Source organism: Thermomonas sp. (genome assembly GCF_047606765.1).
Taxonomy (GTDB): Bacteria; Pseudomonadota; Gammaproteobacteria; order Xanthomonadales; family Xanthomonadaceae; genus Thermomonas.
Map to the genome: position 1 here is coordinate 1 of NZ_JASGED010000038.1, position 20,723 is coordinate 20,723.

17 protein-coding genes are annotated in these 20,723 nt (G+C 65.1%); 6 read left to right on the forward strand and 11 right to left on the reverse strand.

Annotated elements, in window-relative coordinates; genetic code table 11:
• The first annotated feature begins 289 nt into the window (after positions 1-289).
• On the forward strand, positions 290-2,356 hold the full coding sequence (locus QM612_RS03820) for a prolyl oligopeptidase family serine peptidase (protein ID WP_415252570.1): 2,067 nt from the start codon (positions 290-292) through the stop codon (positions 2,354-2,356).
• Between the two features lie 105 nt (positions 2,357-2,461).
• A complete protein-coding gene (locus QM612_RS03825) occupies positions 2,462-3,718 on the forward strand; it encodes a DUF819 domain-containing protein (protein WP_415252571.1) in 1,257 nt (418 codons plus the stop codon).
• A 10-nt stretch (positions 3,719-3,728) separates the two neighbouring features.
• Here the strand turns inward: QM612_RS03825 and QM612_RS03830 are convergent, their stop codons facing one another.
• The 5 genes from QM612_RS03830 to QM612_RS03850 form a co-directional block, all read right to left on the reverse strand.
• Complete coding sequence (locus tag QM612_RS03830; protein WP_415252572.1) at positions 3,729-3,962, reverse strand: YbdD/YjiX family protein; 234 nt, start codon at positions 3,960-3,962, stop codon at positions 3,729-3,731.
• A complete protein-coding gene (locus tag QM612_RS03835) occupies positions 3,953-6,028 on the reverse strand; it encodes a carbon starvation CstA family protein (protein ID WP_415252573.1) in 2,076 nt (691 codons plus the stop codon). The genes QM612_RS03830 and QM612_RS03835 overlap by 10 nt, the downstream gene beginning before the upstream one ends.
• Positions 6,029-6,128: 100 nt before the next feature.
• Positions 6,129-7,121, reverse strand: coding sequence for a magnesium and cobalt transport protein CorA (locus tag QM612_RS03840; RefSeq protein WP_415252574.1), 993 nt, complete (start codon positions 7,119-7,121; stop codon positions 6,129-6,131).
• 43 nt (positions 7,122-7,164) lie between these two features.
• Positions 7,165-8,358 carry a DUF4105 domain-containing protein gene (locus QM612_RS03845; protein ID WP_415252575.1) on the reverse strand — a complete coding sequence of 398 codons (1,194 nt, stop codon included), beginning with the start codon at positions 8,356-8,358 and terminating at the stop codon, positions 7,165-7,167.
• Between the two features lie 148 nt (positions 8,359-8,506).
• The gene (locus tag QM612_RS03850; RefSeq protein WP_415252576.1) at positions 8,507-9,385 is read right to left on the reverse strand and encodes an HlyC/CorC family transporter; all 879 of its coding nucleotides are present in this window, start codon (positions 9,383-9,385) and stop codon (positions 8,507-8,509) included.
• 144 nt (positions 9,386-9,529) lie between these two features.
• Between QM612_RS03850 and QM612_RS03855 the strand changes: the two genes are divergently transcribed.
• Positions 9,530-11,068 (forward strand): hypothetical protein, encoded by a 1,539-nt coding sequence (locus tag QM612_RS03855; protein ID WP_415252577.1) that lies wholly within the window; start codon positions 9,530-9,532, stop codon positions 11,066-11,068.
• A 159-nt stretch (positions 11,069-11,227) separates the two neighbouring features.
• On the opposite strand, the gene ybeY is transcribed toward QM612_RS03855, so the two are convergent.
• From ybeY to QM612_RS03885, 6 genes are all read right to left on the reverse strand, one after another.
• On the reverse strand, positions 11,228-11,710 hold the full coding sequence (ybeY, locus tag QM612_RS03860) for an rRNA maturation RNase YbeY (RefSeq protein ID WP_415252578.1): 483 nt from the start codon (positions 11,708-11,710) through the stop codon (positions 11,228-11,230).
• A complete protein-coding gene (gene parC, locus QM612_RS03865; protein WP_415252579.1) occupies positions 11,707-13,956 on the reverse strand; it encodes a DNA topoisomerase IV subunit A in 2,250 nt (749 codons plus the stop codon). Before parC ends, ybeY begins: the two co-directional genes overlap by 4 nt.
• Before the next feature lie 215 nt (positions 13,957-14,171).
• Entirely contained in the window at positions 14,172-14,873 is a 702-nt protein-coding gene (gene mtnC, locus QM612_RS03870) for an acireductone synthase (protein ID WP_415252580.1), read from the reverse strand.
• Between the two features lie 100 nt (positions 14,874-14,973).
• Positions 14,974-15,531, reverse strand: coding sequence for a 1,2-dihydroxy-3-keto-5-methylthiopentene dioxygenase (locus QM612_RS03875; RefSeq protein ID WP_415252581.1), 558 nt, complete (start codon positions 15,529-15,531; stop codon positions 14,974-14,976).
• Positions 15,528-16,166, reverse strand: coding sequence for a methylthioribulose 1-phosphate dehydratase (locus QM612_RS03880; protein WP_415252582.1), 639 nt, complete (start codon positions 16,164-16,166; stop codon positions 15,528-15,530). The genes QM612_RS03875 and QM612_RS03880 overlap by 4 nt, the downstream gene beginning before the upstream one ends.
• Positions 16,167-16,222: 56 nt before the next feature.
• On the reverse strand, positions 16,223-17,716 hold the full coding sequence (locus tag QM612_RS03885) for an aminotransferase class III-fold pyridoxal phosphate-dependent enzyme (RefSeq protein WP_415252583.1): 1,494 nt from the start codon (positions 17,714-17,716) through the stop codon (positions 16,223-16,225).
• Between the two features lie 139 nt (positions 17,717-17,855).
• Here QM612_RS03885 and QM612_RS03890 point away from each other — a divergent pair, with 139 nt between their 5' ends.
• The 3 genes from QM612_RS03890 to tgt all read left to right on the forward strand — a co-directional run bounded on the left by QM612_RS03890 (position 17,856) and on the right by tgt (position 20,676).
• Positions 17,856-18,287, forward strand: a complete 432-nt coding sequence (locus tag QM612_RS03890) for an Lrp/AsnC family transcriptional regulator (RefSeq protein ID WP_415252584.1) — start codon at positions 17,856-17,858, stop codon at positions 18,285-18,287.
• A 12-nt stretch (positions 18,288-18,299) separates the two neighbouring features.
• Positions 18,300-19,340, forward strand: coding sequence for a tRNA preQ1(34) S-adenosylmethionine ribosyltransferase-isomerase QueA (queA, locus tag QM612_RS03895; RefSeq protein WP_415252585.1), 1,041 nt, complete (start codon positions 18,300-18,302; stop codon positions 19,338-19,340).
• 214 nt (positions 19,341-19,554) lie between these two features.
• Positions 19,555-20,676 (forward strand): tRNA guanosine(34) transglycosylase Tgt, encoded by a 1,122-nt coding sequence (gene tgt / locus QM612_RS03900; protein WP_415252586.1) that lies wholly within the window; start codon positions 19,555-19,557, stop codon positions 20,674-20,676.
• Positions 20,677-20,723: the final 47 nt, after the last annotated feature.

The following is a 20,723-nucleotide window of genomic DNA, read 5'->3' on the forward strand; positions in this document are numbered from 1 at the left end:
GGGAATTGCGATTGCGATTCCGATCGTGGTCAGCGAGCGTGCCGATGTACTGGCGTTGCCGGAGCAGTTCCACTTCGGCCAAGGCATTGGCCTGGCGGTGCTGGCCGTGGTCGGCTGGCTGATCTACCGCACCGGCGCGAAGGCCAATCCGCACGCAACCTGACCGTCGTTCCCGCGAAGGCGGGAACCCATGGACTTTCGCGATGAATAACGTCCATGGATCCCCGCCTGCGCGGGGATGACGAGCGAGCATCGCAACTGCAACCGAAAGTACATCAAAGGATTCACCATGAACCTCCGCCACGCCATCCTTCCGTTTGCCCTCGCACTGTCATTGCCGCTCGCCGCCAACGCGGCGCAGCGCGGTTTCACCGTGCAGGACATGGCCTACATGGATCGCCATTCTGCGCCCACGCTGTCGCCGGACGGGCAGGTGTTGGTGTTTGCCAAGCGCGTGGTCAACAAGGACACCCACAAGTCGAGCACCTCGTTGTGGACACGCAATCTGGTGACGCGCGACAACGCGCCGCCAAAGCAGCTGACGCCGGAAGGCTGGAACGTCAATTCGCCCGCGTTCTCTGCGGATGGCGCAAGCGTGTATTTCCTCAGTGCGAAGTCCGGCTCGATGCAGCTGTATTCGATCCCGGTTGGTGGTGGCGAGCCGAAGCGCCTGACCGATTTCACGCTGGACGTGGATGGTTACAAGCTCTCACCCGATGGCAGCAAGGTCGCGCTGGCGTTCGCCGTGTTCCCCGATTGCAAGGCCGATCTTGCCTGCACGAAAAAGAAGCTGGACGAAGCCGCCGCGCGCAAGAGCACGGGCGTGGTGTTCGACCGCATGTTCATCCGCCACTGGGATACGTGGAACGATGGCCGTCTGAATCGCGTGTTCGCAGCATCATTGAATGGCGATGCGATGCTGACCTCGGCCACGCTGCTCAGTGGCGGCATCTTTGGTGACATTCCTTCCAAGCCGTTTGGTGACCTGTCCGACTTCGCGTGGTCGCCCAATGGCAGCCAGGTGGCGATGAGCGTGCGCCTGGCCGACCGCGAGGAGCCGTGGAACACCAACTTCGACATTTGGCTGGTGAATGCCGATGGCAGCGGCGCGCGCAACCTGACCGCTGCCAACAAGGCCTGGGACGCCGGCCCGGTGTTTTCTGCAGATGGCAAGACCCTGTACTACCGCGCGATGAAGCGCCCCGGCTTCGAGGCGGATCGCTTCGCGCTGATGTCGATGGATCTGGACAACGGCAAGGTGCGCGAGATCGCGCCGGAATGGGATCGCAGCGCAGACGGCATCGTCCTGTCAGATGACGGTGAGCGGATTTACACCACTGCGCAGGAACTGGGCCAGCATCCGCTGTTCGCGGTGGAAATCGCGGGCGGTGATGTACGCAAGGTCATCGGTGATGGCACTGTTTCCGCATTCGACATGGCCGGGCAGACACTGGCGGTGTCGCGCAATTCGATGAAGACCGGCGACGTGATCTACACCACCAGCGATGATGTCGGTGCCAGCCTGCGCGCGATCACGCCCAGCGCGGGCGAGATGCTGCCGGATGTTGCATGGGGCGAGTACGAGCAGTTCACCTTTGCCGGCTGGAACGGCGAAACCGTGCATGGCTACGTGGTCAAGCCGTGGAATTACCAGAAAGGCAGAAAGTACCCGGTCGCCTTCCTGATCCACGGTGGCCCGCAGGGCAGCTTCGGCGACGGCTGGAGCTACCGCTGGAACCCGCAGACCTACGCGGGGCAGGGCTATGCGGTGGTGATGATCGACTTCCACGGCTCCACTGGTTATGGACAGGCGTTCACCGATGCGATCAGCGGCCACTGGGGCGACCGTCCGCTGGAGGATTTGCAGAAGGGCTGGGCAGCGGCGCAGCAGAAGTACGCCTTCCTCGATGGCAGCAAGGCCTGTGCGCTGGGCGCGAGCTACGGCGGCTTCATGGTCAACTGGATCGCCGGCAACTGGAACGAACCGTGGAAGTGCCTGGTCAGCCATGACGGCGTGTTCGAGAACAACGCCATGGGCTACGCCACCGAGGAGCTGTGGTTCAGCGAATGGGAAAACGGCGGCACGCCTTACGACAATCCGCAGGGCTACCAGAAGTTCAACCCGGCCAACCATGTCGCCAACTTCAAGGTGCCGATGCTGGTCATCCACGGCCAGCAGGATTTCCGCATCCCGGTGGAGCAGGGCATTGCGCTGTTCAGCGCGCTGCAGCGCAAGGGTGTGGATTCGCAGTTCCTGTACTTCCCGGACGAGAACCACTGGGTGCTGAAGCCGCAGAACAGCGTGCAGTGGCACCAGACGGTGAACGGCTGGCTGAAGAAGCACATCGGCCAGTGATGTCCGCGACTGTCATCCCGGCGAACGCCGGGATCCAGTTCTTCCGTTTTTCCTTCCATTGAAAGCTGGATCCCGGCGTTCGCCGGGATGACGGAGTGGCAAGACATGACCGAAGCCGCCAGCAGCACCGCACTGATCCAGAACGACATCGTCCTGTTCGGCCTGATCGCAGCGACGCTTGGGGCGGTGTTCTGGACTGCATCGCGCGAGACCGGCGCATGGAAGAAGTTCTACGGCATCGTGCCGCCACTGCTGCTGTGCTACTTCATTCCCGGCATCTTCAATTCCATCGGCCTGATCGACGGCAGTGCGAGCAAGCTCTACAACCCGGTCGCCAGCCGCGTGCTGCTGCCGGCGTCGCTGGTGCTGCTGACCTTGACCATCGACCTCAAGGGTGTGCTTGGGCTTGGGTGGAAGGTGCTGGCGATGTACTTCGGCGCATCGCTGACGGTGATGCTGGGTGCATTCGCTTCGTTCTGGCTGATGGGCCTGCTGCATCCGGACACCGTTGCCGGTGACACCTGGGGCGGCATGGCTGCGCTTGCCGGAAGCTGGATCGGCGGCGGCGCGAACATGGTGGCGATGAAGGAAGTGTTCGGCGTGGGCGAGACCACCTTCGGCCAGTTCGTGGTGGTCGATGTGGCGGTGGGCTATGTGTGGATGGCGGTGCTGATCTTCCTCGCCAATCGCGCCGGCGCCATCGATACGCGCAGCGGCGCGGACACCCGCGCGATCGACGACCTCAAGCAGCGGCTGGCTGATTACGAAGCCCAGCATTCGCGGGTGGCCAGCCTGTCCGACCTGATGGTGATCGTCGGCATCGCCTTCGGCACGGTGGGCCTGGCGCATGCCATCGCCGCGCCGCTGTCGGCGTGGTTCGGGGCCAATGTGTCGTGGGCGCGCACGGTCAGCCTGCACGAGCCCTTCGTGTGGGTGGTGGTGCTGTCCACCTTCGCGGGATTGGGGCTCAGTTTCACCCGCGCGCGCAGGCTGGACGGGGCGGGCGCGTCGAAGATCGGCACCCTGTTCCTGTACGTGCTGATCGCCTGCATCGGCATGCAGATGGACATCGGTGCGCTGGCCGACAAGCCCTGGGTGCTGGCACTGGGGCTGGTCTGGATCCTCGTCCACATCGTGCTGCTGTGGCTGCTGGGGCGGCTGCTCAAGGTGCCGTTCTTCTTCTTCGCGATGGGTAGCCAGAGCAACATCGGTGGCCCGGCATCCGCACCGGTGGTGGCATCGGTGTTCCATCCGTCGCTGGCACCCGTTGGCGCACTGTTGGGCGCGCTGGGTTATGCCACCGGCACCGTGCTGGCCTATGTCGTGGGCATCGTGCTGCGCGCGATGGCTGGCGCGGGCTGAACGCCTTGCCTCAACAGCAGCGGAACCCGCTGCGCCCGCCGAAGCGGGCTTCCTGTCGTTCGCGGAAGAACGTCCGGTAATCCATCGGCTCGCGGTCCGGGTGTTTTTCCAGCACGTGCCGCACGTAGTTGTCGTAGTCCGGGATGCCGCAGCACAGCCGCGCGGTCTGCACCAGCCGCCGCCACGCGCGCTTGTGGGTGGCGTGGTAGTCGGCGGTGACCAGCGCGGTACCGGTCACAGCCATGCCCTCTGCTGGTCTTCGTCCAGCGCGACGTGCGGCGTTTGACGATCGGAGCGCTGCGGGTTGCGGCGCGCCTTCAGGATCGCCAGCACCGAATAGAACAGCACGCTCAACACCACCAGCAGGAACAGCGCGGTCAGGCCGGCGTTGACGTAGTTGTTGAACATGATCTGCTGCATGCCGCCCATGTCCTTCGACGGTGCGATCAACTCGCCTGCATCAATCGCCGCGCGATAACGGCTGGCCTGCGCCAGGAAGCCCACCTTGGCATCCGCGTCGAACAGCTTGATGAAGCCGGCACTGACCGTGCAGATCAGCAGCCACGTCGTCGGCACGACCGACACCCAGGCGTAGCGGTCCTTCTTCATCTTGAACAGCACCACCGTACACAGCATCAGCGCGATCCCGGCCAGCATCTGGTTGGCGATGCCGAACAGCGGCCACAGCATGTTGATGCCGCCCAGCGGATCGGTCACGCCCTGGTACAGGAAGTAACCCCACAGCGCCACGCAGCCGGCGGTCGCCAGCATGTTCGGCCCCCATGCCTCGGTGCGCTTGAGCGCGGGCACGAAGCTGCCCAGCAGGTCCTGCAGCATGAAGCGACCGGCGCGGGTGCCGGCATCGACCGCGGTCAGGATGAACAGCGCCTCGAACAGGATCGCGAAGTGGTACCAGAACGCCATCGCACCGCCGCCGATGGGCAGTGCCGCATGCAGGATCTGGGCGATGCCCACCGCCAGCGTCGGCGCGCCGCCCGCGCGCGACAGGATAGTGTGTTCGCCGATGTCTGCGGCAGTGGCGGTCAGCACCTCGGGCGTGATGACGAAGCCCCATTCGCTCACCGTGCGCGCCACCGCTTCGGCATCACTGCCGACCAGAGCGGCGGGGCTGTTCATCGCGAAATAGACGCCCGGTTCGATCACCGATGCCGCCACCAGCGCCATGATCGCCACGAACGATTCGATCAGCATGCCGCCATAGCCGATGTAGCGTGCATGCGTTTCGTTCGCCAGCAGCTTGGGCGTGGTGCCGGAGGAAATCAGCGCATGGAAGCCGGACACCGCGCCGCAGGCAATCGTGATGAACAGGAACGGGAACATGCTGCCCTTCCACACCGGCCCGCTGCCGTCGGTGAACTGGGTCAGCGCCGGCATCTTCAGCTGCGGCATCACGATGAAGATGCCGATCGCCAGTGCCAGGATGGTGCCGATCTTGAGGAAGGTGGATAGATAGTCGCGCGGCGCAAGCAGCAACCACACCGGCAGCACCGCCGCCACGAAGCCGTAGCCGATCAGCATCCATGTGAGCTGGATGCCGGTGAAGGTGAACGCCGGCCCCCAGGTTGGATGCGCGCCGACCTTGCCGCCTACCCAGATCGCAAGCAACAGCAGCACCACGCCGATGATCGAAATCTCGCCGATCTTGCCCGGGCGGATGTAGCGCATATAGACGCCCATGAAGATCGCCAGCGGAATGGTGGCCAGCACGGTGAAGGTGCCCCACGGGCTTTCCGCCAGTGCCTTCACCACGATCATCGCCAGCACCGCGAGGATGATGACCATGATGAGGAAGGCACCGAACAGCGCGATGGTGCCGGGTACGCGGCCCATTTCCTCGCGCACCAGGTCGCCCAGCGAGCGCCCATCGCGGCGGCTGGAAATGAACAGCACCATGAAGTCCTGCACCGCGCCGGCCAGCACCACGCCCGCGATCAGCCACAGCGTGCCGGGCAGGTAGCCCATCTGCGCGGCCAGCACCGGCCCGACCAGCGGGCCAGCCCCTGCGATGGCGGCGAAGTGATGGCCAAACAGCACATGCTTGTTGGTGGGCACGAAGTCCAGCCCGTCGTTGTGGACGTGCGCCGGCGTTGCGCGCGCAGGATCCAGCCCCAGCACCTTGTTGGCGATGAACAGGCTGTAGTAGCGGTAGGCGATGAGATAGATCGAGATCGCGGCGACCACGATCCACAGCGCATTGATCTGCTCGCCGCGCCGCAGTGCCACGGTACCCAGGCAGAAGGCGCCCAGCAGTGCCAGCGCCGCCCAAGCCAACTTCGAAAATGATTTCATCGTCGCCTCCCGGTGGATCGGGCAAGCGTCCACCGGCAGCGGGCTGCGGTCAATCCGCGTTGCAGCGTGAAGCCTTCGACTTTGGTCGAATGCGTGCGGACTACAGCCAGCCGGCCTTGCGCAAGCTGCGATAGAGCAGTGCGCAGGTGAGTGCCACCGCGCCGATCAGCACCGCATAGCTCCAGCGCCCGTGCAGTTCCGGCATGTGGTCGAAGTTCATGCCATACCAGCTTGCGATGAGCGTGGGCGCGGCCAGCAGGCCGGCCCAGCCGGCCAGTTTCTTGACGATCTCGCCCTGCGCCACGGTCACCAGCGACAAGTTCACGTTCATCGCGGCGGCCACCATCTCACGCAGGGTGTCGATGGTGTCGCCCACGCGCACCGCGTGGTCATGCACGTCGCGGAAGTAGGGGCGCACCTTGTCGGGGATGGGGAAGGCCGGCGCACGCATCAATTGCGAGAGGATGTCCTGCATCGGCGCAACCGCCATCCGCATCTGGGTCAGCTCCTTGCGCAACTCGTACAGGCGGCGGATGGTGCCGCGCTTGTAGGTTTCGGCAAACACGTCCTGCTCCAGCGCGTCCAGTTCGTCCTCGAAGGCGGCTGCAATCGGCCTGTAGTTGTCCACGATGAAGTCGAGCACGGCGTACAGGGCAACGCTGGGGCCGTAGGCGAACAGCTCGGGCTCGCGCTCCAGCCGCTGGCGTGCAGCGGCGAAACTCAGCGAGGCGCCGTGGCGCACGGTGACCAGGAAGCGTGGCCCGACGAAGACATGGGTTTCGCCAAAGCGCACATGGCCTTCGACCTGCTGCACGGTATGCGCGGCGATGAACAGGGTATTGCCGTAAGGCTCCAGCTTGGGCCGCTGGTGCGCGTTCTGTGCGTCCTCGACGGCCAGGTCGTGCAGGCCGAACTCTTCCTGCAGCTTGTCCAGCAGCGCCGCATCCGGCTCGTACAGGCCCACCCACACAAAGCTGCCGTCGTCCGCGGCCAGCACGTCGCTGATCGCGTCCAGATCGATGTCGTGGCGCTGGCCCTGGCGGTCGTAGGCGGCGCAGTTGATGACGCTGGTCGGCAAGCTGATGGCATTCATCACGGCATCCTGCATTGCATGCCTGCAACCGGCAAGACACGGTTCAGCGTGAGGGCCTGCGATACGCCCAGGCAAAGGCCGCATGGATCGGCAGCAGCAGCGCGATCCAGTAGCCGTTGCGCTGCGGCAGCACCTGCAGCCACAGCGGCAGGCAGGCCAGCGCCGCGAGCAGCGCGATGGCGATGAGCAGCGCGCGGAAGCGTGGCGAAGGCCTGCGCCCGCGCAGCAGCGCAAACCCGCCCGGCAACAGCAACAGGCACAGCGGGCTGAGCAGCAGCAGGTTGCGGTTGGCCCACAGCGCGACGTGGTCGGTGAAGGCCCAGCCCAGCGCGAGGATCAGGCCCAGCACGCCGCAGGCAAGCCAGAACGGCAGGGCGATGCCGGCCAGCGTGCGCGGCATCCGGCGCGCGGCAATCAGGATGAGCATGGCCGTCGCGATGCCACCCAGCAGCCATGGCCACAGCCGGCGCGGTGATTCCCGTGGCTCTGCGGCCACCTGCTGCGGCAGCAGTTCGATTTCCTCGAACACCAGCGGCCTGCCATCGGCGCGTTTTGCATCGCGCAGGTCATCGGCCAGCCGACGCGGCAGGAAAGCCTGTTCCCAGCGGCTCAACGGGCGGTCGCCGCGCGGCCCCAGCCCAAGGTCGAAACCCAGCCACATCCACGGCGCGGGTGAGGCCAGCCGCAGCGATTCGCTGCGATACGTATCGCCGCTGGAACGCACTTCAAGCTGCCTGCGCAACTGCCCGCCCAGTGCGCGATCCAGCGCGTCGCGCACGCGGGTGGCGCAGTTGTCGGTGTAGTAGTCATAGCGGTAGCGGGCGTTTTCGGGCTTCGCGTTTTCGGCGAGGTCAGCAGCAAGTTGATGCGCCTGCGCCGGGTCAAGGTTTAACCACTGGATCGATGCGCCGCGCCCGACCTCGCGGTAGTAGGCAAGGTCCTGCTCCAGCGGCAGCGCCACCAGCATGTATTGCATCTGGCCCTTGACGAAGCGTTTGATGAAGCCGTCTTCGGCCATGTCGAAGAAACCGAAGTTGTAGCTGGTCGCCTGTCCGCTGCCAGGTTCCTGCACCACGATGGCGTCGTGGCCGAAGCGCTCCCAGAACACCTCGCCCGGCCCCATCGTGACCACGCCGATGCGAGGTGCGAGTGCCTCGGTTGTCTGTGTCTGCGCCCATGCGCCGCCTGTCGCGCAGGCCAGAAGGAAGGTGGCGAACAGTAATCCGGCAATACGCATGATGTTTGCTCGTCATTCCCGCGAAGGCGGGAATCCAAGGACGTTGTGCGTCATGTGGAAAGAAAAGGCAGAAAGTCCATGGATTCCCGCCTTCGCGGGAATGACGGAATTGGAAGGCGCGGGAATGCCGGCTTCTGGTTTTTCGGTTTCAGTCGTCTGCATGCACACCCACATGCAGGGCGAGCAGGCGGCGTGCGTCGGCGCTGGCAACGCGGAAGCTGAAACGGCCCAGGGTCAATTCCTCGCCGGCTTCCGGCAGGTGGCCGATGGCAGCAGTCACCAGTCCGCCGATGGTGTCGTATTCGCTGTCGTCGAAATCGGCGCTGAAACGCTCGTTGAAATCGGAAATCGGCGTCAGCGCATCGACCACGTACTGGCCGTCTGCCTGCGCGGCGATCAGGGTGGATTCGTCGGCCGCATCGTCATGCTCGTCGTCGATCTCGCCGACGATCTGCTCCAGCACGTCCTCGATGGTCACAAGCCCGGCCACGCCGCCGTATTCGTCGATGACGATGGCCATGTGGTTGCGCGACTGGCGGAACTCGCGCAGCAGCACGTTGAGGTTCTTGGATTCCGGGATCAGCACCGCAGGGCGCAGCAGCTCGCGGATGGTGCCGGGGCCGTTGTCGGCCACCACGCCGCGCAGCAGGTCTTTCGCCAGCAGGATGCCGAGGATCTCGTCCTTGTCCTCGCCATGCACCGGGAAGCGCGAATGGCCGGATTCCACCACCTGTTTCATCAGGTCAAGGAAGTTGCCGTCAGCGGGCAGCGCGACCATCTGCGCGCGCGAGACCATCACCTCGCCGACGGTCATGTCGGCCACCGCGATGGCGCCTTCCATCATGCGCAGGGTGTCCGGGCCGATCAGGCCGTCGGATTGCACGTCGCGCAGCAGTTCGATCAGGTCGTCGCGGCTGCTCGGCTCGCCGGACAGCGCCGAGCTGATGCGATCCAGCCACGAACGGCGCGGCTTGTCGCCGGGTCTATCTGCGGAGTCGGCTTCGTGCCGACTGTCGTCCTCGGACATGGGGGTGGAAACCTGTGTTGCCAGTTTGCGTGGGTGCAGTCTAGCGAATCCGCCCGCCGGGGCGCGAACCTGTCCCTGTCCGTGTCCTGAATCGCGGTCTTTTTACGTAATGACTTCGTTGGATGGGCTGATTTCAGGTACGGGATGAATATGGCAAACGGCATGGGCGCGGGCTGGCGGCGGGTCGCCGCCCCAATCACCGTACTGATCGCGGTTCTGGCGCTGGTGCTGGGGTGTTCGCGCCCGCCTGCCGAGGTTGCGACGGAGGCGGTGGCCCTGCCGCAGGCGCAGGGCGTCATCACCGTGGCGGTGCTGCCGCTGGTGGCGCAGGGCGATATCGCCGATGCCAGCTACCTGACCGACGGACTGGCCGAACATCTGGCCGGGGTGCTGGCGCGTATGCCGGGCGTGACCGTGGTCAGCACCGATTCCTCGTTCCAGTTCCGCGATGCCAGCGACCTCAACAGCGTGGTCGGCGACAAGCTGGGCGCGACCCATCTGGTGCGCGGCAGCATGCAGCGGCAGGACGACAAGCTGCGCATCGAACTTTCGCTGTTGCGCACCTCGGACGGGCAGCCGGCGTGGACGCAGCGCTACGAAAGCCCGTACAGCGGGTTGTTTGCGGTGCAGGACGAGATTGCGACAGCGCTTGCCAATGCCTTGCAGGTGAAGTGGGACGCCACCGACGCGCAGGATGACCGCCCGCCCGGCGGCAGCTTGCAGGCCTACGAAGCGGTGCTGAAAGGCAACGAGGCTTATCGCGGCGCGGACATCTTCAGCGCGCGGCAAGCGGTGGATGCCTACCGGCGTGCGGTGGAAATCGACCCTGACTATGCCTATGCGCATGCGCGGCTGGCGCAGGCCCGCATCCAGCAGGTGACGCGCTTCCCGCTGGGCGCGGAGCAGGATCGCGAGCAGGGCGAGCAGGCGCGTCGTGATGCCGCTGCGGCGATGCGGCTGGCACCAAACAGCGCCGAATCGCACCGCGCCAATGCGGCGTGGCTGGGCGGCATCGCGCTGGATCCTTCCGGTGCGATGGATGCCACCCGCCGCGCGCTGGCACTCGCGCCGCAGGACGCGGGCCTGCTCACCACGCTGGCCGTGCAGCAGACCGCCTTCGGCCAGTTGCGCGAGGCTGCCGAAACCTTGCGCCATGCGCTGAAGCTCAATCCACTCTCCGCGCCCACGCTGTTCAGTCTTGGCGGCGTCTATCTGGGCATGGCCGACTACCCGCAGGCCGAGCATGTGCTGCGGCAGGCGCTGGCCCTGCAGCCGGACATCACATTGGCGAATGCACTGCTGGCGATTGCGGTGTTCCAGCAGAACCGGCCCGCCGAAGCGGTGGAGATCGCCCGCCGCGAACCCGTGCCGCTGTGGCGCAGCTATGCACTGGCGATGGCGCACTGGGCGAATGGCGAACGCGCCGCTTCGGACGCGCAGTTGCAGGTGCTGGTGCGCGAGCATGCCGACGAAGGCGCAACCCAGATCGCCGGCATCCACGCGCAGCGCGATGACGAGGATGCGGTGTTCCACTGGCTGGACGTGGCGCGCAAGACCGGCGACCCCGGCATCGTGGAAATCCGCTACATGCCGTTCGTCTCGCGCTATGCCGAGCATCCGCGCTTCGTGGCGCTGGCGCGCGAAATCGGGCTGGTGCAGCAGGCCGTGACGAAGAAAGACTGAGAGTGTTTCAGGGAAGCCTGAACGAGCCGTCATTCCGGCGCAAGCCGGCATCTTTTCGCAGACATTCTGTCTGCGTATCCAGCTCTTCGATAAATAATCGAAAAAGGCTGGATCCCGGCTTGCGCCGGGATGACGTTCCGGAAACTGTTCAGAGCTTCCTTAGCCGTCGCGGTAGGGGTCGGGCAGGCCGAGCCCGGCCAATATCTCGCGTTCCAGTTGTTCCATCGCGTCGGCTTCCTGCGCGTCTTCGTGATCCCAGCCCAGCAGGTGCAAGGTGCCGTGTACGGTCAGGTGCGCGTAGTGCGCGGCCAGCGGCTTGCCCTGTTCGGCGGCTTCGCGCGCCACCACCGGTGCGCAGATCACCAGATCGCCCAGCAGTGGCAGCTTCACGCCCTTGGGCAAGCCTTCCGGCAGCTGCGCCGGGAAGCTCAGCACATTGGTGGCGTAGTCCTTGCCGCGATAGTGATGATTCAGCGCACGGCCTTCGCGGTCATCGACGATGCGGATGGCAAGGTCGGCTTCGCGGATGCGTCCGGCCAGTGCCGCCGCCACCCATTTGCGGAAGCTGTTGGCGGCGGGCACGCCGGTGCGCGGCACCGCGTAGCCAACGGCAACGTCCAGCCGGGTCGGCCCCTTGGTCATCCGCGTTCCACCGCCAGCCCGTCCACCTTCTGCCAGCCGCGCGGCAGCAGGCCACCGCGCGAGCCGCGTGTACCCACGTAATCGTCCAGTTCCTTGAACGCCAGCGTCATCGTGCGTGCGCCGGATTTCACCAGCAGCCTGCCGTCCTGCGGCACCACCGCAATCGCCACCACGCGCTCGGTGCCGCGCTTGGCCTTCGGGATTTCGATGATCTTGTTGCCCTTGCCCTTGTCGAGTTCCGGCAGCTCGGACAACGGGAACGCCAGCACATGGCCGGCGCTGGTGACGGCGACTATGCGGTCGCTGGCGGCATCGGCCACCGCAGCCGGTTGCAGCACGCTTGCGCCTTCCGACAACGAGAGCATCGCCTTGCCGGCCTTGTTGCGCGAGGTCAGGTTTTCGAAGCGGGTGACGAAGCCGTAGCCGTGGCTGGATGCAATCACGAAGCGCGCGTCATTGTCGCCACTGGCAAGCGCCTGGAAGGCCGCGCCCGGCGCAGGCGTGAAGCGTCCGGTCAGCGGTTCGCCATTGCCGCGTGCGCTGGGCAGGGTATGCACGGCGGTGGAATAGCTGCGCCCGGCCGAGTCCAGGAAGGCCACCTGCTGGTTGCTGCGCCCGCGCGCTGCGCCCAGCAGGCCGTCGCCTTCGCGATAGCTCAGCGATGCGGCATCGATGTCATGGCCCTTGGCCGCACGCACCCAGCCCTTTTCACTCAGCACCACGGTCATCGGCTCGCTGGCGACCAGTTCGGTTTCAGCCAAGGCCTGCGCCGCTTCGCGTGCCACCAGCGGGCTGCGGCGCGCATCGCCAAACTTCTTGGCATCGGCCAGCAATTCATCCTTGATGAGTTTTTTCAGCTTGGCCTTGCTGCCGAGGATGGCGATCAGGCGGTCGCGTTCGCTGTCCAGTTCATCCTGCTCGCCGCGAATCTTCATTTCCTCCAGCCGCGCGAGCTGCTTCAGTTTCGTATCGAGGATGTAGTCGGCCTGGTCTTCGCTCAGCTTGAAGCGCGCGATCAACGCGGCCTTCGGCTCGTCCTCGCTGCGGATGATGCGGATGACTTCATCCAGATTGAGGAAGGCGACCAGCAGGCCTTCCAACAGGTGCAGGCGGCGCTCCACCTTGTCGAGGCGATGCTTCAAGCGGCGGGTCACCGTGTCCTGCCGGAACGCCAGCCATTCGGTCAAAAGCAGCTTCAGGTTCTTCACCTGCGGGCGACCGTCCAGCCCGATCACGTTCAAGTTGACGCGGAAGCTCTTTTCCAGATCGGTGGTGGCGAACAGATGGCCCATCAACTGTTCGGCATCGACGCGGTTGCTGCGCGGCACCAGCACGATGCGGGTGGGGTTGGCGTGGTCGGATTCGTCGCGGATGTCTTCCAGCCACGGCAGTTTCTTTGCCCGCATCTGGTTCGCGATCTGTTCGATCACCTTCGATGGCGATACCTGATAGGGCAGCTCGGTGACGACGATATTGGTGTTTTCCTTCACGAACACCGCACGCGCACGCACGCTACCGTTGCCGGTTTCGTACATCGTCATCAGGTCGGCGGTAGGCGTGATGATCTCGGCGGCGGTGGGATAGTCCGGGCCGCGCACGTGCTCGCACAGCTCGCGCACGCTGGCATCGGGATCGTCCAGCAGGCGCACGCAGGCGCTGACGATTTCATTGAGGTTGTGCGGCGGCACGTCGGTCGCCATGCCCACGGCAATGCCGGTGGTGCCGTTCAGCAGCAGGTGCGGCAACCGCGCCGGTAGCCATGTGGGTTCTTCCAGCGTGCCGTCGAAGTTCGGATCCCAATCCACGGTGCCCTGGCCGAGTTCGCCCAGCAGCACTTCGGCGATGGGCGAGAGCTTGGATTCGGTGTAGCGCATCGCCGCGAACGACTTGGGATCATCACTGGAGCCGAAGTTGCCCTGTCCATCGATCAGCGGATAGCGATAGCTGAACGGCTGCGCCATCAGCACCAGTGCTTCGTAGCAGGCCGAGTCGCCGTGCGGGTGGTATTTGCCGATCACGTCGCCCACGGTGCGCGCGGACTTCTTCGGCTTGGCGCTGGCGGCCAGCCCCAGTTCGCTCATCGCATAGATGATGCGGCGCTGCACCGGCTTCAACCCGTCGCCGACGAAGGGCAGGGCGCGGTCCAGCACCACGTACATCGAGTAGTCGAGGTAGGCGCGCTCGGCGTATTCGCGCAGCGGGATCTGTTCGAAGCCGTGGAAGGAGGTGCGGATGTTGTCGGTCATCCGCCTATTGTAGAGAGGATGCGCCCGCGCGAGCGCATTAGCCACGATCCACCGTGTGGGCAACTGGTATGACTGCAGGAGCGGCACCTTGCTGCGATGGCGTTTGCCGGAACCTCAGTCGCGGCCAAGGGCCGCTCCCACAAAAGCCGCTTCCACAAAAGCCGCTTCCACAAAAGCCGCTTCCACAAAAGCCGCTTCCACAAAAGCCGCTTCCACTACGCGGTGGGGTCGATCTGCGCGAATGATTCGGCGCGAACGTGGCCGTTTGCATCATCGCCAAGGCGTGGCTGCGGGTAGTCCTCATGGCGATCCAGCAGCACCGTGCGCAGGCCGGCGTCACGGGCGGCATCAAGTTCGGCCACCACGTCGGACAGGAACAGGATGTCGCCCGGTTGCTGTGCCAGTCGCTGTGCGATCACGCGGTAGCTTTCGGCCTCGCGCTTGCCGCCAACTTCGGTATCGAAGAAACCGCTGAACAGCGGCGTCAGGTCGCCGGCGTCGGTATGCGCGAACAGCAGCTTCTGTGCCGGCACCGAACCGGAGGAATACACGGCCAACGCATGTCCGGCCCCGTGCCATGCGCGCAGCGCGGGCGCAACGTCGGGATACAGCGGCGCGGTGAAATCGCCATCGCGGTAGCCGGCATCCCAGACCATGCCCTGCAAGGCCTTCAGCGCGGTGTGCTTGCGGTCCTGATCGATCCAGCCCTGCAGGGTCTCGACGATCATCTCGTCCTGGCACATGCCGCCGTTTTCGGTGGCGACCATGTCCAGCCAGTGGCGCACCTGGGGTTCATGCGCGTGTTCGCGCACGAAGCCGGGCAGCTTCGCCCGCGCATACGGGAACAATACGTCGCGGACGAAGGAGATGGAGGACGTGGTGCCTTCGATGTCGGTGAGGATGGTGGTTTTCTGCATTTGCTCGTCACTCCCGCGAAAGCGGGAGTCCAGTGTCTTTCGCGTGTGAATGGAATCAAAGACGCTGGATCCCCGCCTTCGCGGGGATGACAGCATCTTTTCAGAGGGCTTGTCCGGCTTCGTAACGCGGGAACTTCAACGCGATGTCGCTGCCGGTGAAATGGCCGACCCAGCCGTCCGGTTCGGTGAAGAAGCGGATCGCGATGAAGCTCGGCTCCGGGCCCATGTCGAACCAGTGCGTGGTGCCGTCCGGCACCGCGATCAGGTCGCCGGTTTCGCACAGCACTTCATAGACCTTGTCGCCCACGTGCAGGGTGAACAGGCCGGAGCCGGCCACGAAGAAGCGCACCTCGTCTTCCTTGTGGAAGTGTTCGTCGAGGAACTTGCCGCGCATCACCTCGCGGCTCGGGTTGTCCGGCGCGATGCTCACCACATCGACGCTGCGGAAACCGTTGGCTTCCACCAGGCGGTCGATGTCGCTCTTGTAGGCAGCCATGATCGCTTCCGGCGGATCGCCCGGCAGCACGGGCTGTGCGGCTTCCCACTGCTCGAAGGCGACGCCGATCTTCGCAAGTTCGGCGGCCATTTCGGCGTGGCTGGAGGTCGCAAGCAGCGGCGTCTCGGGCTTGTCGTGGTCGAAGATGCGCAAACGGCTCATTGCTTCAGTGTCCTTAGTTCCAATTCACAACCCAGCAAAAACTCGAAGGCTTCCAGATGCCGGCGCGCCTCGGCCATGTCGCGGCCCCATGCGTACAGGCCGTGACCGTCGATCAGGTAGCCCCACATCGCTTGTTCTTCCAGTTTCTTCTCCACCCATGCGGACAGTTCCTCCATGTCCTGCGTATTGGCGAAGACCGGCACGTCCATCGCGCCTTCGTGGGTGGTGTTGCCGGCGAAGGCCTTCTGCAATTCGTAGCCTTCAAAACGCACGTAGCCCTGCGGCGCATACAACCGCGATGCCACCGTCTGCGTGCGCGAATGCGTGTGCAGCACGCAGCCGATTTCCGGGAAGCGTGCATAAAGCTGCGTGTGCAAAAGCGTTTCGGCGGACGGGCGCTTGTCGCTGCCCACGGCCTTGCCGTTCCAGTCCACCACCATGATGTCGGCTTCGGTCAGCCGGCCCTTGTCGCGGCCGGACACCGTGATCGCGGCATGGTGGTCATCCAGCCGGCACGAGAAATTGCTGCTGGTTGCGGGCGTCCAGCCGGCGTGCGCCAGTTCGCGCACGTTGGTGATGATTTCGCCGGCAAGATGGCGCAGGCGCTGGCTGTCGTAGGGCGGGGGTGTCTGCATGATCCCCGCAGTGTAGCGAATCACCGGCACCGGTTAACGGTGCCGGTGACGGGTGTTCAGGCCGCAGCAGCCTGCGTCACGCGCGGGCCTTCAAGGATGGCGCGCTTCACCATCGACACCACCAGCTTCATCTCGTCTTCGGTGACGGCGAACTGCGGGGTGAAGCGCAGCGAGTTCTCGCCGCCGTGGATCACGCCGATGCCGTGTTCGCGCATCCATTCCTCGGTGGAGCCGGCACCGTAGCCCTTGTAATCGGTCGTCAATTCGCAGGAGAACAGCAGGCCGGTGCCCTGCACCTTGGTGATCGGCCCGTTCAATTCCGCCTTCAGGGCTTCCAGCAGTTCGATGGCCTGCCTGCCGCGCTGCTGGATGTTGGCGCGCAGCGCAGGCGTGAGCTGGCCCAGCACCGTGCAGGCCACGTCCAGCGCGCGCGGGTTGGCGGTCATGGTGTTGCCGTACAGGCCGCGCTTGTAGATGGCGGCGGCGCGCTCGGTGACGGCCAGCACGGACAGCGGGTACTGGCCGGCGTTCAGCGCCTTGGAATAGGTTTCCATGTCCGGCGCATCGATGCCTTCGAAGCCGGGGTAATCGACGATCGACAGATAGCCGGTGGCACGCAGGCCGGCCTGGATCGAATCCACCAGCAGCAGGCTGCCGTGCGCGCGGGTCAGTTCGCGGGCAAGCTTGTAGAACGCGACCGGCACGCTGCGGCCCGGATCGCCTTCGCCCATCACCGGCTCAAGGAACATCGCCTCGATGAACCAACCGTTGGCATCTGCATCGGCGAATACCCTGCGCAGCGCATCGGCGTCGTAGGGCGGCACGGTGATGACCGAATCCTCGCCACGGAAGCTGGCAAGGTGCTGGATGTAGGTCTTGCGGCTGGAATCCGAATACAGTGCCGGGCGTTCGGTGCGGCCGTGGAAGGCACCCTTCACCACCAGCCGCTTGATCGTCTTGCCGGCGTGGCGCGCACCGGCATCGGTCATGGTCTTGGCATTGGCATCGACGATGCGCGACGCCAGCGAGACGGATTCCGAACCGGAGTTCAAGCACATGAAGGCGGCATACGGGCAAGCGCCCTGCGTCTGGCCGATTTCATTGCGCATCGCGCGCGTGAAGCGCAGTTGCGAGACGTGCGGGGTCATGATGTTGGCCATCGCCTGCGGCCTGGTCATCGCCTCGATCACCGCCTGCGGCGTATGGCCAAGGCCGAGCATGCCGTAGCCGCCGGTGTCGTAGATCACCGCGCCCTTCAGGGTGACGATCCACGGCCCGCGCGCAGCCAGCGCCACGTAGGGATTGGCGGCGTCGGCGGCATAGAAATTGACGAAGCCGGCCTGCACGTCCTGCGCCTGCGCGTTCTCGTCCAGCGCCAGCAGTTCCGGGAACTCCGCCTTGATGCGCGCATATTCCGATGCGGCTGCTTTGATGACTTCGCCCAGCTGCGCATCGCGCGCGGCGAAGTCGAGGATGGTGGCGTCGTCCAGCCCGGTGGTGCGGGCCTTGCCGTGGGCGCGCAGGGTGGCGAGGGTTTCGAGCAGGCTCATGGATGCTTCCTCCAGCAGATGCGCCAGCCGGCTGGGCTGGTGCCAAACCGCCATTATCCGGGGATTGCAGTCGATCGGTAGGGCGGAATCGACCGTTTCGACCGTATAATCCGTCGAATCGACGATGCCGGATGGCGAAATGCGCATTACCCCCGCCGACGAACTGCTGCTGTCCCTGTTGCGCGAGGACGCCCGCGCCTCCACCGCCGACATCGCCCGCAGGCTTGGCCTGTCGCGCACCACGGTGCAGAACCGCATCGCCCGGCTGGAGCAGCAGGGCACGATCCGTGGCTACACCGTGCGCATCGACGACGAACTGGAACGCAACCGCATCCGCGCGCACATCCTCATCACCCTGCGGCCCAAGCAGATGGCGGCGGTGGTGAAGGCGCTGCAATCCATGCACGAAGTACGCGTGCTGTATTCCATCAGCGGCGGCCACGACCTGATCGCACAGGCCGTCACCGCCACCGTCGGCGAGATGGACGTGCTGACCGACCGCATCGGTGCGATTGATGGCGTGGAGCGCACCAACAGCTCGATCATTCTTTCGACGAAGTTTGAGCGGTAGGGTGGGTCAACGTTGAAAACTTCCGACTTCCACTACGACCTGCCGCAGGATCTGATCGCGCAGGCGCCGTTGCCCGAGCGTTCCGCCAGCCGCCTGCTGGTGGTGCCGCCGGGTGATGCGGCATTCGCGGACATGCAGGTGCGTGATTTGCCTTCGCTGCTGCGGGCGGGTGATCTGCTGGTGTTCAACGACACTCGCGTGATTCCGGCGCGCTTGTTCGGGCAGAAGGCCACCGGCGGTCGCGTTGAAATCCTGATCGAACGTTTGCTGCCGGATAACGAAGCGCGTGCGCAGATTGGCGTGAGCAAGCCGCCGCAGGTCGGCAGCCGGATCGCGCTGGACGCGGGTGGCGAGGCGGAAGTGCTGGCGCGTGGTGAGGATGGCTTCTGGCATCTGCGCTTCCATGTGCAAGGCGAGCTGGCGCAATGGTTGCAGCAGGCCGGGCAATTGCCGTTGCCGCCGTACATCGAGCGCCGCCCGGATGCGGCGGATGCGAAGCGCTACCAGACCGTGTTCGCGCGTGAAACCGGCGCGGTGGCCGCGCCCACGGCCGGCCTGCATTTCGATGATGCGTTGCTGGCGGCGCTGCGCGAGAAGGGTGTGCAGTTCGGGCATGTGACGCTGCACGTTGGCGCGGGCACGTTCCAGCCGGTGCGGGTGGACGATGTACACAACCACCGCATGCACAGCGAATGGATCAACGTGGGTGCGGATCTGGTTGAGCAGGTGCGCCGCACGCGCGAGGCGGGCGGGCGGGTGATCGCGGTGGGGACGACCGTGGTGCGCGCGCTGGAGAGTGCTTTGATGGATGGCGAGTTGCAGCCGTTTTCGGGCGATACGCGCATCTTCATCTATCCCGGCTACCGCATCCGCAGCGTGGATGCGCTGATGACCAATTTCCATCTGCCGGAATCGACGCTGCTGATGCTGGTGTCGGCGTTTGCCGGCAAGCAACGTGTGTTCGCTGCGTATGAACATGCAGTGCGCGAATGCTATCGCTTCTTCAGTTACGGGGATGCGATGTTGCTGTGGCCTCAGGAGGGTTTGGCGTGAGTCTTTTACTCGTCATTCCGGCGAAAGCCGGAATCCAGCTCTTCAGACTTTTAGCGCAGATGCAAAAACTGGATTCCGGCTTTCGCCGGAATGACAGGTTGGGGTGCCCATGCGGGAATGACGTACCCGGCAGGCGCGCCATGCGCCGCCGCGCGCCATCCATGGCGCGCTTTCCAGAGCACCCCATGCCCGACACTGTCACGGATGCCGCGCCATGAGCCGCATGTCCTTCGACCTGCTGAAAACCGACGGCGCAGCCCGGCGCGGGCGCATCAGTTTTCCGCGTGGCGTGATCGAAACCCCGGCGTTCATGCCGGTGGGCACCTATGGCTCGGTCAAGGGCGTGCTGCCGCCGCAGATCGAGGCGCTCGGCGCGCAGATCATCCTCGGCAATACCTTCCATCTGTTCCTGCGGCCCGGTCTGGACGTGATCGAGGCGCACGGCGGGCTGCATGGCTTTGCGCGCTGGGACAGGCCGATCCTGACCGACTCCGGCGGCTTCCAGGTGTTTTCGCTGGCCCATCGCCGCAAGATCACCGAGGCCGGCGTCACCTTCGCCGCACCCACCGATGGCAGCAAGGTGTTCCTTGGCCCCGAGGAATCCATGCGCATCCAGAAGGTGCTGGGTAGCGACATCGTGATGATTTTCGACGAATGCCCGCCGGTGCATGTGGATGGCAAGCCGGTGGACAAGCGTGTGATCGAGCGTTCGATGCAGCTTTCGCTGCGCTGGGCGGAACGCAGCAAGCAGGCGCATGCGGGCAATGACGCGGCGCTGTTCGGCATCGTGCAGGGCGGGGTGCATCACGACCTGCGCAGCCAGTCCGCCGCAGGGCTGCAGCAGATCGGTTTTGATGGCTATGCGGTGGGTGGCCTTGCGGTGGGCGAGACCGAAGCCGAGCGCAACGCCATGCTCGACCACACCTGCCCGCAGCTGCCGACGGATCGCCCGCGCTACCTGATGGGCGTGGGCCGGCCGGAAGATCTGGTGGAAGCGGTGGCGCGCGGCATCGACATGTTTGACTGCGTGATGCCGACCCGCAACGCCCGCAACGGGCATTTCTTCACCTCGACCGGCACCATCCGCGTGCGCAATGCGCAGTACGAGCACGACCTGCGCCCGATCGAGGAAGGTTGCGATTGCGTGGCTTGCGCCGGTGGCTACAGCCGCGCCTACCTGCGCCACCTCGACCGCTGCAACGAAATGCTGGCCCCGATGCTGGGTACCCTGCACAACCTGCGCTACTACCAGCGGCTGATGGCGCAGATGCGCGATGCCATCGCGGCGGGAACCTTTGCGGCGTTCCGGGAGTCCTTCTACGCGGCACGTCGCTGACTGACTCCCCTGCGCAGGCTGGGGAGGTGCTCCCCTCGATGCAGGCA